The organism is Escherichia sp. HH091_1A, from assembly GCF_030295175.1.
GTDB lineage: Bacteria > Pseudomonadota > Gammaproteobacteria > Enterobacterales > Enterobacteriaceae > Escherichia > Escherichia coli_F.
In genome coordinates this window covers 1177415-1190909 of sequence record NZ_AP025747.1, presented here as the reverse complement: position 1 = coordinate 1190909, position 13495 = coordinate 1177415, and the positions used below count along the sequence as shown (strand labels likewise).

General features: G+C 50.6%; 11 protein-coding genes and 1 pseudogene. 4 read left to right on the top strand and 8 right to left on the bottom strand.

Annotated elements, in window-relative coordinates; translation table 11 throughout:
- Positions 1–67: 67 nt before the first annotated feature.
- Positions 68–142, bottom strand: a pseudogene (locus tag QUF14_RS05600) (Crp/Fnr family transcriptional regulator); the annotation flags it as partial.
- Positions 143–360: 218 nt separating this feature from the next.
- On the opposite strand from QUF14_RS05600, the gene sulA reads away from it, so the two are divergent.
- Together sulA and ompA are read left to right on the top strand one after the other, a co-directional pair.
- Entirely contained in the window at positions 361–870 is a 510-nt protein-coding gene (gene sulA, locus QUF14_RS05595) for an SOS-induced cell division inhibitor SulA (RefSeq protein ID WP_000288710.1), read from the top strand.
- Between the two features lie 356 nt (positions 871–1226).
- A complete protein-coding gene (gene ompA, locus QUF14_RS05590) occupies positions 1227–2279 on the top strand; it encodes a porin OmpA (RefSeq protein WP_024211980.1) in 1053 nt (350 codons plus the stop codon).
- Positions 2280–2354: 75 nt separating this feature from the next.
- On the opposite strand, the gene matP is transcribed toward ompA, so the two are convergent.
- Positions 2355–2807 carry a macrodomain Ter protein MatP gene (gene matP / locus QUF14_RS05585; protein ID WP_000877158.1) on the bottom strand — a complete coding sequence of 151 codons (453 nt, stop codon included), beginning with the start codon at positions 2805–2807 and terminating at the stop codon, positions 2355–2357.
- A 185-nt stretch (positions 2808–2992) separates the two neighbouring features.
- Between matP and QUF14_RS05580 the strand changes: the two genes are divergently transcribed.
- Positions 2993–4753, top strand: a complete 1761-nt coding sequence (locus tag QUF14_RS05580; RefSeq protein WP_000156536.1) for an AAA family ATPase — start codon at positions 2993–2995, stop codon at positions 4751–4753.
- 68 nt (positions 4754–4821) lie between these two features.
- Positions 4822–5340, top strand: coding sequence for a bifunctional 3-hydroxydecanoyl-ACP dehydratase/trans-2-decenoyl-ACP isomerase (fabA, locus tag QUF14_RS05575; protein ID WP_000227927.1), 519 nt, complete (start codon positions 4822–4824; stop codon positions 5338–5340).
- Positions 5341–5409: 69 nt separating this feature from the next.
- On the opposite strand, the gene rmf is transcribed toward fabA, so the two are convergent.
- From rmf to rlmKL, 6 genes are all read right to left on the bottom strand, one after another.
- Entirely contained in the window at positions 5410–5577 is a 168-nt protein-coding gene (rmf, locus tag QUF14_RS05570) for a ribosome modulation factor (RefSeq protein ID WP_000828648.1), read from the bottom strand.
- A gap of 255 nt (positions 5578–5832) precedes the next feature.
- The gene (gene pqiC / locus QUF14_RS05565) at positions 5833–6396 is read right to left on the bottom strand and encodes a membrane integrity-associated transporter subunit PqiC (protein WP_000759102.1); all 564 of its coding nucleotides are present in this window, start codon (positions 6394–6396) and stop codon (positions 5833–5835) included.
- Complete coding sequence (gene pqiB / locus QUF14_RS05560) at positions 6393–8033, bottom strand: intermembrane transport protein PqiB (RefSeq protein WP_000445539.1); 1641 nt, start codon at positions 8031–8033, stop codon at positions 6393–6395. The genes pqiC and pqiB overlap by 4 nt, the downstream gene beginning before the upstream one ends.
- Before the next feature lie 4 nt (positions 8034–8037).
- Positions 8038–9291 carry a membrane integrity-associated transporter subunit PqiA gene (gene pqiA / locus QUF14_RS05555; RefSeq protein ID WP_000333172.1) on the bottom strand — a complete coding sequence of 418 codons (1254 nt, stop codon included), beginning with the start codon at positions 9289–9291 and terminating at the stop codon, positions 8038–8040.
- Between the two features lie 129 nt (positions 9292–9420).
- Positions 9421–11328: an ABC transporter ATP-binding protein gene (locus QUF14_RS05550; RefSeq protein WP_000053103.1), complete on the bottom strand. Its 1908-nt coding sequence runs from the start codon at positions 11326–11328 to the stop codon at positions 9421–9423.
- Positions 11329–11339: 11 nt separating this feature from the next.
- A complete protein-coding gene (rlmKL, locus tag QUF14_RS05545; protein ID WP_001086504.1) occupies positions 11340–13448 on the bottom strand; it encodes a bifunctional 23S rRNA (guanine(2069)-N(7))-methyltransferase RlmK/23S rRNA (guanine(2445)-N(2))-methyltransferase RlmL in 2109 nt (702 codons plus the stop codon).
- Positions 13449–13495 lie beyond the last annotated feature (47 nt).

Here is a 13495-nt window from a genome sequence, read left to right as displayed (position 1 = left end):
ACTAGTATTAAGACTATCACTTATTTAAGTGATACTGGTTGTCTGGAGATTCAGGGGGCCAGTCTAATCGGTATTCAATTGTGCCCAACGTTGCCAGGTATTCTTGTGATTTATAGATCCGCTTATAGGAGAGGCTTTTCATAAAATTCCTTTTAAAATCATAACATAAAAGAATGATTCACATTAACGGATCCGTTAACTACGAAAATAGGCAACTTATTCTTAAGGGGCAAGATTAATTTATGTTTTCCCGTCACTAACGACAAAATTTGCGAGGCTCTTTCCGAAAATAGGGTTGATCTTTGTCGTCACTGGATGTACTGTACATCCATACAGTAACTCACAGGGGCTGGATTGATTATGTACACTTCAGGCTATGCACATCGTTCTTCGTCGTTCTCATCCGCAGCAAGTAAAATTGCGCGTGTCTCTACGGAAAACACTACAGCCGGGCTTATCAGTGAAGTTGTCTATCGCGAAGATCAGCCCATGATGACGCAACTTCTACTGTTGCCATTGTTACAGCAACTCGGTCAGCAATCGCGCTGGCAACTATGGTTAACACCGCAACAAAAACTGAGTCGGGAATGGGTTCAGGCATCTGGGCTACCCTTAACGAAAGTGATGCAGATTAGCCAGCTCTCCCCTTGCCACACTGTGGAGTCAATGGTTCGCGCTTTACGCACGGGCAATTACAGTGTGGTGATCGGTTGGTTGGCAGATGATTTGACTGAAGAAGAGCATGCTGAACTTGTTGATGCGGCAAATGAAGGTAACGCTATGGGGTTTATTATGCGTCCGGTAAGCGCATCCTCTCACGCAACGAGACAACTTTCCGGGCTAAAAATTCACTCTAATTTGTATCATTAAGTAAATTTAGGAGTAATCCTGGAACTTTTTTTGTCGCCCAGCCAATGCTTTCAGTCGTGACTAATATTCCTTGCGAAGTCTTGTCTGAAGCGGTTTCCGCGATTTTCCTCTGTAAATTGCCGCTGACAAAAAAGATTAAACATACCTTATACAAGACTTTTTTTTCATATGCCTGACGGAGTTCACACTTGTAAGTTTTCAACTACGTTGTAGACTTTACATCGCCAGGGGTGCTCGGCATAAGCCGAAGATATCGGTAGAGTTAATATTGAGCAGATCCCCCGGTGAAGGATTTAACCGTGTTATCTCGTTGGAGATATTCATGGCGTATTTTGGATGATAACGAGGCGCAAAAAATGAAAAAGACAGCTATCGCGATTGCAGTGGCACTGGCTGGTTTCGCTACCGTAGCGCAGGCCGCTCCGAAAGATAACACCTGGTACACTGGTGCTAAACTGGGCTGGTCCCAGTACCATGACACTGGTTTCATCGACAACAATGGTCCGACCCACGAAAACCAACTGGGTGCAGGTGCTTTTGGTGGTTACCAGGTTAACCCGTATGTTGGCTTTGAAATGGGTTACGACTGGTTAGGTCGTATGCCGTACAAAGGCGACAACATCAACGGCGCATACAAAGCTCAGGGCGTTCAGCTGACCGCTAAACTGGGTTACCCAATCACTGACGATCTGGACGTTTACACTCGTCTGGGTGGTATGGTATGGCGTGCAGACACCAAGTCTAACGTACCTGGTGGCGCATCCACTAAAGACCACGACACCGGCGTTTCTCCGGTCTTCGCTGGCGGTGTTGAGTACGCGATCACTCCTGAAATCGCTACCCGTCTGGAATACCAGTGGACTAACAACATCGGTGACGCACACACCATCGGTACTCGTCCGGACAACGGCCTGCTGAGCCTGGGTGTTTCCTACCGTTTCGGTCAGGGCGAAGCAGCTCCAGTAGTTGCTCCGGCACCAGCTCCGGCACCGGAAGTACAGACCAAGCACTTCACTCTGAAGTCTGACGTTCTGTTCAACTTCAACAAAGCAACCCTGAAACCGGAAGGTCAGGCTGCTCTGGATCAGCTGTACAGCCAGCTGAGCAACCTGGATCCGAAAGATGGTTCCGTAGTTGTTCTGGGTTACACTGACCGCATCGGTTCTGACGCTTACAACCAGGGTCTGTCCGAGCGTCGTGCTCAGTCCGTTGTTGATTACCTGATCTCTAAAGGTATCCCGGCAGACAAAATCTCTGCACGTGGTATGGGTGAATCCAACCCGGTTACTGGCAACACCTGTGACAACGTGAAACAGCGTGCTGCGCTGATCGACTGCCTGGCTCCGGATCGTCGCGTAGAGATCGAAGTTAAAGGCATCAAAGACGTTGTAACTCAGCCGCAGGCTTAAGTTCTCGTCTGGTAGAAAAACCCCGCAGCTGCGGGGTTTTTTTTCGCCTTTAGTAAATTGAACTGACTTCGTCAGTTATTCCTTACCCAGCAATGCCTGCAGATCATGCTTCAAAGAAGACATTTTATTCGCGTATTTCTCTTTGTTTTCCGCATCTTCAATCAGCTGAACAATCGTTTCAGAAAGTGTTTTACCGCGACGCTGCGCAAGACCAGCCAGACGTTGCCAGACAATAAATTCCAGATCGATCGATTTTTTGCGCGTATGCTGGTGTTCCGCATTAAAATGGCGCTTTCGTCTGGCCCGAATGGTCTGCTTCATGCGATTGACCAGCTCTGGATTCATATGCTTGTCAATCCAGCCATTTACCAGCACGGGTTCATTTTCCAGCGAGAGCAACACATCGACGGCTTCCTGGGCGGCACTGGCTTCTATGTAACGGGTGATTAACTCCCCTTCGCGGTGCTTCTTCACCAGATACTTCCATTTCCAACCGCTTTCAAGATTTTCAAGTTGTTGATATTTCATAGCGATCTCAATGTTACCGTGTAACTCTTTACAGAATATCAGCTTTTTAGGCCAGTGAAGAAAAGAATCTCCATCCTGTGAGCTTTAACGCCCATGCCAGGAGTATTGTCGGTGCTTTCTACGTGTGCTGCAGTGCCGGTTACGGTATAATCGCGGCTTTGACAACAGACTAAAAAACATCAACTTTGACCATTACGAAACTTGCATGGCGTGACCTGGTTCCTGATACCGATAGCTATCAGGAAATATATGCTCAGCCACATTTGATTGACGAAAACGATCCTATATTCAGTGATACTCAACCGCGACTGCAATTTGCGCTGGAGCAGTTGCTGCATACGCGAGCATCCTCCTCTTTTATGCTGGCGAAGGCCCCGGAAGAGTCTGAGTATCTGAATCTTATTGCCGATGCCGCGCGTGCGCTACAAAGCGATGCAGGCCAACTGGTGGGCGGTCACTATGAGGTTTCCGGCCACACCATCCGCTTACGTAACGCAGTGAGTGCAGATGATAATTTTGCAACTTTAACGCAAGTTGTCACTGCCGACTGGGTAGAAGCGGAACAACTCTTTGGCTGCCTGCGCCAGTTTAATGGAGACATTACCCTGCAGCCAGGTCTGGTGCATCAGGCAAATGGCGGTATTCTCATCATCTCTTTGCGTACACTGCTGGCGCAACCTCTGCTGTGGATGCGGCTGAAAAATATCGTTAACCGCGAGCGTTTTGACTGGGTTGCGTTTGACGAGTCGCGCCCTCTCCCCGTCTCTGTGCCTTCGATGCCATTGAAGCTGAAAGTCATTCTGGTAGGCGAACGCGAATCATTAGCTGATTTCCAGGAGATGGAGCCAGAGCTTGCTGAGCAGGCTATTTATAGCGAATTTGAAGATACTCTGCAGATTGTCGATGCGGAGTCAGTAAACCAGTGGTGTCGTTGGGTGACATTTACCGCCAGACATAACCACTTACCTGCACCGGGAGCGGATGCCTGGCCGGTACTTATTCGCGAAGCCGCACGCTACACCGGTGAACAAGAAACACTGCCGCTTAGCCCGCAGTGGATCCTCCGCCAGTGTAAAGAGGTCGCCTCACTGTGTGATGGCGACACCTTCTCCGGCGAGCAGCTAAACTTAATGTTACAGCAGCGTGAATGGCGCGAAGGTTTCCTCGCTGAACGCATGCAGGATGAGATCCTTCAGGAGCAAATCCTGATTGAAACCGAAGGCGAACGCATCGGGCAAATTAACGCCCTTTCGGTCATTGAATTTCCGGGTCATCCGCGCGCTTTTGGCGAACCTTCTCGCATTAGCTGCGTTGTACATATTGGCGATGGTGAATTCACTGACATCGAACGCAAAGCGGAGCTTGGCGGCAATATCCATGCGAAAGGGATGATGATCATGCAGGCGTTCCTGATGTCGGAACTTCAGCTTGAGCAACAGATCCCCTTCTCAGCATCGCTGACATTTGAGCAGTCATATAGCGAAGTGGATGGCGATAGTGCCTCAATGGCTGAACTCTGCGCCCTGATAAGCGCCCTCGCCGATGTGCCGGTGAATCAGAGTATTGCTATCACAGGTTCAGTCGATCAATTCGGTCGCGCCCAGCCAGTCGGTGGTTTAAATGAGAAAATCGAAGGCTTCTTTGCTATTTGCCAGCAACGTGAGTTAACGGGGAAACAAGGTGTCATTATCCCCACTGCTAACGTTCGCCATTTAAGTCTTCACAGTGAACTGGTGAAAGCAGTAGAGGAAGGCAAATTCACCATCTGGGCAGTAGACGATGTGACTGAAGCACTGCCGTTATTATTAAATCTGGTGTGGGATGGCGAAGGCCAAACGACGCTGATGCAAACCATCCAGGAACGTATCGCGCAAGCATCGCAACAGGAAGGACGTCACCGTTTTCCATGGCCATTACGTTGGCTGAACTGGTTTATTCCGAACTGATCGGACTTGTTCAGCGTACACGTGTTAGCTATCCTGCGTGCTTCAATAGAATAAGGCTTACAGAGAACATGGTAGATAAACGCGAATCCTATACAAAAGAAGACCTTCTTGCCTCTGGTCGCGGTGAACTGTTTGGCGCTAAAGGCCCGCAATTGCCAGCACCGAACATGCTGATGATGGACCGTGTCGTCAAAATGACCGAAACGGGGGGGAACTTCGACAAAGGGTATGTTGAAGCAGAACTGGATATCAATCCGGATCTGTGGTTCTTCGGATGCCACTTCATTGGCGATCCGGTTATGCCGGGATGCCTGGGCCTGGACGCAATGTGGCAGCTGGTAGGGTTCTACCTCGGCTGGCTGGGCGGCGAAGGTAAAGGCCGCGCACTGGGTGTTGGCGAAGTGAAATTCACTGGTCAGGTTCTGCCGACAGCAAAAAAAGTGACCTACCGTATTCACTTTAAACGCATTGTTAATCGTCGTCTGATTATGGGTCTGGCAGATGGCGAAGTGCTGGTTGATGGTCGTCTGATTTACACCGCCAGCGACCTGAAAGTCGGTCTGTTCCAGGATACGTCTGCCTTCTGATTGAAATCAGACAGAGTATAAAAAGGCGAAACCTCCGCATTGCGGAGGTTTCTTTTTAAAGAGACAGAATCAGGCCATTACTACCCTGTCCGCCATGGCTTCTCGCCAGCCTCCCAGCCATTGTGACCTTTGATTCAGCGTCTGATAGGGACACATTTCTTTTGAGCGTCCGGCGATGCCGGCCTGATAACCACGTTGATGTGCCCGTTCCAGGCGATCTCGTTTTTGTCTCTTCATGCCTCGTTTCCCTCATACTGGTTTCTGGTGGAAAAGAAAACAGTGATTACTAAATGTGCAATCACAGTTAAGCAATACCGCGAATCATAACTGCCGTCAATGCGCAAAATTCACGCCACTGTCATATTTGTGAGCTACACGGGCATGTCGGTTGTACAAAAAATGTGAAGAGGAACAACTTTTTCCGCATGTTAGAAACAAAAAAACCGCCTCAGGCTACATACCGGAGACGGTCATATTTACAAATCTTTATAATTAAGGTAGACGCTTTATCTCTTGCGCAATAGAAGCGGCTTCCTGACTCCAGATACTGGCCAGCACCTTAACCATCTCATCGTAACCATCCTGAGTTTGCACTCCTTCCAGACGGAACGGACGTTTGATCAGTTGTCCCTGGTGGTTCAACAGCCACTCACCACTGACAATGACCTTGCCATCATAGCGACCGTTAAACTCTGTTACGGTAACATTGAGCGTGTCCTGGGCGCTTCCCAGAGGCTGGGAGGCAACCACCCAGCCGGGCATTTGCCTGCTCAGGTTGGCAACCAGTGTATTGCGCAACTGTTGATCCAGCGGGCTGGCCCACAAGTTGTTGTTGGCAATCACATACTTCACATCATTGGTTTGATAAACCACACCATTCCCCGCCAGATAATCGGGAACAGCGACCTGCTCTACCCATAACAGGCGATTACCCTGGCTGGCGGTACTTTGTGTACCGCTCTGCACCACAGGTAGCTGGTAATAGTTTTTATTGATCTCGCCGGAGCTGCATCCGGCCAGCCACAGTGCCGCAATCGTCACTAGCCACTTTTTCATTGTTTCGCCCTCTTCGGCTCTGGATCTTTTTTGTCCTTCGCTTCAAATACCAGCGCGTTACTCTTCTCGTTGAGCGTTTTCAGCACCGGCTGCAGTTCACGCAACACCTGATCAAGGCGCTGCATATCCGCCACCATCTTGTTGTAGGCTGCGGAGCCAGGCTGGAAGCCCTGCATACTGCGATTCAACTCACGTAATGTAGACTGCATATCGGTCGGCAACTGCTGCATCGACTGGCTGGCGAGGATCTTGTTCATGCTATCCAGCGTCGTTTGCAGGTTTTTCATAGTGCGCTGACTTTCAGAAAGCGTACTGGTCGCCTGCTCAATCATCGGATTCAATGGCAGTTTGTTGATCTTATCCAACGCTTCCATCAGACGCTGCTGGATTTGCGCCAGGCCACCGCTAACGGTCGGGATAATCTGATAACCATTAAACTCACGAATACCGGTAATAGCAGGGCTATTTGGATAGAAATCGAGATCAACATACAGTGCGCCAGTGACCAGATTTCCGGTCTTCAGCGATCCGCGTAAACCACGTTTCAACAATTCGCCAAGGTGCTCAACAACATCCGCATTTTCACCAAGCTGCATTTTCAGCCGCTCTGGTTCGATACGAATCAGTACCGGAATACGGTAATCATCGTTAAATGTCTGCCGCATATTCGGCGCAAAGAACGGTACTTTGCTTACGGTACCCAGGCGAATACCCCGGAATTCTACCGGAGCTCCCGGTTGCAGACCGCGTACCGAATCTTTAAAGAACATCAGATAATCAATGTGATCGGTGTACAACGAATCCTGAATGCTCTTCTGATCATCATACAAAACGAAAGCTGTTTTCGGTGCCACTGGCTGCCCTAAATCCAGACCTTCCGGCACATCAAAGCTGACACCGCCACTAAGCAGCGTTGTCAATGAGCCCATCTCCACACGCATTCCCGCTGACGTCAAATCAACCGCAATGCCACTATCTTTCCAGAAGCGAACATTGCTGGTCACCAGTCGGTCATAAGGTGCATTGATGAACAGTTGATAGCTGATATTGCGTTTTTGCGTATCGAAGGTGCTGGTTTCAACCGAACCTACCCGATAGCCACGGAACAGCACGGGATCTCCTGGCGAGAGCTGCCCGGCTTTTTTGCTATCGAGAATCACACGGATACCTTTCGCATCAGGCGGGGCCAACGGTGGCGAGTCCAGCAAATCGTATTTATCCATTTTGCTGCCTTTCGCGCCTGGCTGCAGTTCGATATAAACCCCAGACAGCAGCGTTCCCAGGCCGCTAATCCCTTCTCGACCAATCTGCGGTTTCACCACCCAAAAGACGGTATCTTTATGCAGCAATTTTTCCATACCGGAATTCAGCCGCGCTTTGATTTCAACGTGCGTCAAATCATCAGCCAGTGTGGCGCTTTCAACCACGCCGACGTCAACGCTACGGCTTTTAATGGTGGTTTTACCACCTTCTATTCCTTCCGCATTCGCGGTGATCAGGGTCACTTCCGGCCCCTGATGGCTGTAATGATAAAAAAGAACCCAGGCCCCAATGAGCGCCGTGACGATAGGAAATATCCACACGGGAGACCAGTTCTTCACTTTCTGGATTTTGGCTTCCCCATTATTAGATTCCATACTGTCAGGACTCCTCATGCTCTGATTCAGGTTGACGATCCCACGACAAACGCGGGTCAAACGTCATAGCAGAAAACATTGTCATTATGACGACTAAAGCAAACATTAATGCACCCATTGCCGGATAAATACTCATTAAACCTCCCATACGCACCAGCGCCGAGAGCACCGCGATAACGAAAACGTCAATCATCGACCAGCGGCCTACAAACTCAACAACTTCATAAATCAAATGCATTCTTTCACTGTCGCGCTTGCCATGTCCTTTAGCATCCCAACACAGCCACGCGATGGCGATCATCTTTAACGTTGGCACCATAATACTGGCCAGAAAGATAACCGCAGCGACGGGATAAGAGCCTTCGCTCCATAACAGAATAACCCCGGCGAGAATCGTCGACGGCATCTTCGAGCCTAATAAATCCGTCTCCATGATGGGCAAAATATTAGCCGGAAGATACAACATGATGGACGTAACAAGCAGTGCGAGTGTCCACTGCAGGCTGTTTCTACGACGAACATACCCTTTGGTACTACAGCGCGGGCACACAGGTTCATCAGCAGGAAGGATTGCCGTGCAACAGGAGCACGAACGCAGCCCCTGGCGTATCCCCGTGACGCCCGGTTTTAGCGGCTGGCGCAGTTCTGGCATTGGGGCGATATCGTCCCATAACCAGCGACGATCAACACACTGAAAGGCGCGCAGTTGCAGGACACAAAATAAACACCAGGGGAGAAAGCTGCTGCCGACACCAATGCTGCCGTAAGCCATCAGTTTAACGAAACTCACCAGCACACCCGCGAGGAAAATCTCCGCCATTCCCCATGTTTTGAGTTGAAAAAGCACCCGTGCCAGTTGCTCTTTTAAACGGACCGGTAATTCCGCGCGATTAACCAGTAACAGAATAGTTATCAGGCAAAACGCAGGAACCAGTTGCACAAACAACAGGAAAAAGGTGCCGAGGCTGGCGTAGTCCTCAGAAAAAAGCACGCCGGGAATTTCCAGTAATGTAATTTCACTGGTGACTCCTGCAACGTTCATATTCACAAAAGGAAACAAGTTGGACAGCAACAGCATGAACAGTGCAGCCAACGCATAGGCAGTGGGACGCTGCCGAGGGGCATCCCACGCCACGGTTAACGTTGTGCCACACCGGGGACATGCCGCTTTCTGACCATGCTCAAGGCGCGGTAACGCCACCAGCATGTCACACTGCGAGCACAGGATATGCTTCGCGGCATGATGATGTTCGCACATTGGTACTCCTTAATGATGCGCTATTATACAGATTGCTAACAAAGCGCTGGTTTTCGTGCCAGATAAACGTTACACATCTGGCAATTTTACCGTTGTCAGCAGCCTCTGTTTAAATCGACTATTTTGCGATCAGCCACCATTTTTTAACGCTTCAAGATACTCCCAGCGTTCAAAGGCTTGCTCCAGCTCCTGCTCCGCAGCAGCCATATCAGCGAGCACTTTTTGCGTCTGCTCATGCGGCTGACTAAAGAAGGCAGCATCCGCCACCTGCGTCTGTAGGGCTTCCAGCTTCGCCTCCAGCTCTTCGAGCAATTGCGGCAGTTGCTCCAGTTCGCGCTGCAATTTATAGCTTAGTTTGCTACTGCTGCGTTTTACAGTTTCTGCTTTTGGCGCGGCGGCTTCTTCGTTTTTTTTCACCGCAGGCTGTTTAAGCGCCACATACTGCTCTTGCTGACCACGGGCGTCATGATAGCCGCCAACATAACGACCAATTTTACCGTCGCCTTCGAAGATCCAGCATTCTGTTACGGTATTATCGACAAACTGACGATCGTGGCTCACCAGCAATACCGTGCCCTGGTAGCTGTCGATCAGTTCTTCCAGCAATTCCAGCGTTTCGACATCAAGGTCGTTGGTCGGTTCGTCAAGAATCAATAAGTTGCTTGGTTTGAGGAACAAACGCGCCAACAACAAGCGGTTACGCTCACCGCCAGATAGCGCACGTACCGGCGTCATCGCCCGTTTCGGATGGAATAGGAAGTCCTGCAAATAACCCAGTACATGGCGTGGTTTGCCATTTACCATCACCTCTTGTTTGCCTTCGGCCAGGTTATCCATCACCGTTTTATCGGGATCCAGTTCCGCGCGGTGCTGATCGAAATAAGCCACTTCCAGTTTGGTACCGACGTGAATACGTCCGCTATCTGGTTGAAGTTGATCTAGCATCAGTTTCAGCAGCGAGGTTTTGCCGCAGCCGTTCGGACCAATCAAGGCAATTTTGTCGCCACGTTGAACCTGGGCAGAAAAATCTTTCACCAATTGCTTACCGTCAACCTGGTAGCAAACGTCTTCCATTTCGAAAACGATCTTACCGGAGCGGCTGGCCTCTTCCACCTGCATCTTCGCCGTCCCCATGACCTCACGACGCTGGCTACGTTCACGGCGCATTGCTTTCAGGGCGCGTACGCGGCCTTCATTACGGGTACGGCGCGCTTTGATCCCCTGGCGGATCCACACCTCTTCCTGCGCCAGTTTGCGATCGAACTCGGCATTTTGTAGTTCTTCCACGCGCAGGGCTTCTTCCTTTTCCAGCAGATACTGGTCGTAATTCCCCGGATAGGTCACCAGCTTGCCGCGATCCAGATCAACAATGCGCGTCGCCATGTTGCGAATAAATGAACGGTCGTGGGAGATGAAAATAATCGTCCCATTGAAAGTTTTGAGGAATCCTTCCAGCCAGTCGATGGTTTCAATATCCAGGTGGTTAGTCGGTTCGTCGAGCAACAACACGCGCGGATTGCTCACCAACGCGCGTCCTAATGCCGCTTTACGCAACCAGCCGCCGGAAAGCGACGACAGCGCAACGTTAGGATCTAACCCCAGCTGTGCCAGCACTTCGTTGATGCGGTTTTCCAACTGCCACAGGTTGTGGTGATCCAGCTGTTCCTGAACCTTCGCCAGTTCGTTGAGATTTTTCTCGCTCGGGTCGTTCATCACCAGGCGCGAAATATCGTGATAGCGTTTCAGGTATTCCGCTTGTTCTTCAATGCCTTCGGCAACGAAATCATAAACGCTACCCTCAACATTACGCGGCGGATCCTGTTGCAGACGAGCGACAATCAAATCTTGCTCGTAAATAATGCGACCGTCATCCAGTCCCTGTTCACGGTTGAGGATTTTCATTAACGTCGATTTGCCTGCGCCGTTACGCCCCACCAGACAAACACGTTCGTTATCTTCGATATGCAGTTCTGCGTTATCGAGAAGCGGCGCGTCGCTGAACGACAGCCATGCGCCATGCATACTGATTAATGACATTACTATTCCTTTCAGGCTGCGGTAATCAGCCAGCAGTTGTGGATCTGGCGGTTACGGGCAAAATCCTGGGAGAGCGTTTTTTGCGTAATTTCTTGTGCTTTCAGCCCCAGTTTTGCCAGTCCGTCAAGATCCATACGGAAGCCACGTTTGTTGTTCGAGAACATGATCGTCCCACCAGCACGCAGCAGACGTTTCAAATCTTTCATCAGCGCCAGATGATCGCGCTGAACATCAAACGCATCTTCCATTCGTTTTGAGTTAGAGAAGGTTGGCGGATCAATAAAGATCAGATCGAACTGTTCATTTGCCTCACGCAGCCATGCCAGGCAATCGGCCTGAATCAGGCGATGCGCACGCCCGGTTAGGCCATTCAGACGCAGGTTGCGTTCTGCCCACTCCAGATAAGTACGCGACATATCCACGGTGGTAGTGCTGCGTGCACCGCCTAATCCCGCGTGCACGGTGGCGCTGCCGGTATAAGAGAACAGGTTGAGGAAATCTTTGCCTTTGCTCATCTGACCGAGCATACGACGGGCGATACGGTGATCGAGGAACAGACCGGTATCGAGGTAATCCGTCAGGTTCACCCACAAGTGAGCGTTATATTCGGTGACTTCGAGAAACTCGCCCTTCTCGCCCAGTTTCTGGTACTGATTTTTGCCCTTCTGGCGTTCACGGGTTTTCAGCACCAGTTTGTTTGGCGCAATCCCCAGTACCGAAATGGTTGCAGCGATAATATCGAACAGACGCTGACGCGCTTTGTGCGCATCAATAGTTTTTGGCGGCGCATACTCCTGCACTACCACCCAGTCGGCATAACGGTCAACGGCAACGTTATACTCCGGCAGATCGGCATCATACAGGCGATAACATTCAATCCCTTCCTGGCGAGCCCACTTCTCGAATTTTTTGAGGTTCTTACGCAGGCGGTTAGCGTAGTCTTCCGCTACCATCGCCGGTTTGCTGTCTGGAGTGCTTTCGGCAACGTGGTAATTTTTCTGTACGCAGTCCAGCGGGCCGTTTTTCGCCTTGTACTGTTTGTCTGCACGCAGCTGCAGGCAGCTTAGCAGATCCGGCGAGGCACTAAACAAAGAGAGATTCCAGCCACCGAACTGGTTTTTCATGATTCGGCCCAGCAGGCTATGCAGTGCAATCAGCGCCGGTTCGCTGTCCAGACGTTCACCGTATGGCGGGTTGCTCAACACTGTACCGTACGGCCCTTTCGGCAGCGGATTGGTCAGTTGCGCAACATCTTTCACCTCAAAGGTAATCAGTTCACCAATCCCCGCAAGACGTGCGTTAGTGCGCGCACGTTGAATCACCCGGGCGTCGCTGTCCGAACCGTAAAAATGAGAGCTATACTCTGCCAGTCCTTTACGGGCGCGAGCTTGCGCTTCCGCTTTCACTTCCTGCCAGATAGCTTCATCATGCTGCGCCCAGCCGCTAAAGCCCCAACGCCCACGGTGCAAGCCTGGTGCGCGATCGGTCGCCAGCATCGCCGCTTCAATCAGCAACGTACCGGAACCACACATCGGATCGAGCAGCGGTGTTCCTGGCTGCCAGCCGGATCGCATCACAATCGCGGCTGCCAGAGTTTCTTTGATCGGCGCAATACCAGCACGATCACGATAGCCACGCAAATGTAAACCATCACCACTGAGATCAAGGGCGATACTGGCGGTTTCTTTATGCAGCCAGACGTTAACGCGGATATCCGGCGCATCGCGATCAACATTTGGACGCGGCAGATTTTTCCGCGTGAAAGCATCGACGATCGCGTCTTTCACTTTCATCGCACCGTACTGGCTGTTGCGAATGGTGTCATTTAAACCACTGAAATGGACAGCGAAGGTCGCGCCAGGATTAAACATCTCTGTCCAGTTGATCGCCTGAACGCCGAGATAGAGGTCTAAATCACTGTAAACCTTACACTCGCCCAGCGGCAACATAATACGCGAGGCCAGGCGGCTCCACATCAGGCTCTGGTAAACAAGCCGTGTGTCGCCCTTAAAATGGACCCCACCCTGAACCACCTGGCATTCAACGGCCCCCAGGTTTTCCAGTTCAGTTTTTAACAGCTCTTCCAGCCCACGGGCCGTACTGGCAAACAGAGAATTCATATCGTCACTTTTACTCTAAGAAAATTGTTGCGCATTATAGCTAATAA

What these genes read in the sequence shown, in the direction of transcription:
- sulA (WP_000288710.1), top strand. Translation starts at nt 361, where the DNA reads ATGTACACTTCAGGCTATGCACATCGTTCTTCGTCGTTCTCATCCGCA.
- ompA (WP_024211980.1), top strand. Translation starts at nt 1,227, where the DNA reads ATGAAAAAGACAGCTATCGCGATTGCAGTGGCACTGGCTGGTTTCGCT.
- matP (WP_000877158.1), bottom strand. Translation starts at nt 2,807, where the DNA reads ATGAAATATCAACAACTTGAAAATCTTGAAAGCGGTTGGAAATGGAAG.
- fabA (WP_000227927.1), top strand. Translation starts at nt 4,822, where the DNA reads ATGGTAGATAAACGCGAATCCTATACAAAAGAAGACCTTCTTGCCTCT.
- rmf (WP_000828648.1), bottom strand. Translation starts at nt 5,577, where the DNA reads ATGAAGAGACAAAAACGAGATCGCCTGGAACGGGCACATCAACGTGGT.
- pqiC (WP_000759102.1), bottom strand. Translation starts at nt 6,396, where the DNA reads ATGAAAAAGTGGCTAGTGACGATTGCGGCACTGTGGCTGGCCGGATGC.
- pqiB (WP_000445539.1), bottom strand. Translation starts at nt 8,033, where the DNA reads ATGGAATCTAATAATGGGGAAGCCAAAATCCAGAAAGTGAAGAACTGG.
- pqiA (WP_000333172.1), bottom strand. Translation starts at nt 9,291, where the DNA reads ATGTGCGAACATCATCATGCCGCGAAGCATATCCTGTGCTCGCAGTGT.
- QUF14_RS05550 (WP_000053103.1), bottom strand. Translation starts at nt 11,328, where the DNA reads ATGTCATTAATCAGTATGCATGGCGCATGGCTGTCGTTCAGCGACGCG.
- rlmKL (WP_001086504.1), bottom strand. Translation starts at nt 13,448, where the DNA reads ATGAATTCTCTGTTTGCCAGTACGGCCCGTGGGCTGGAAGAGCTGTTA.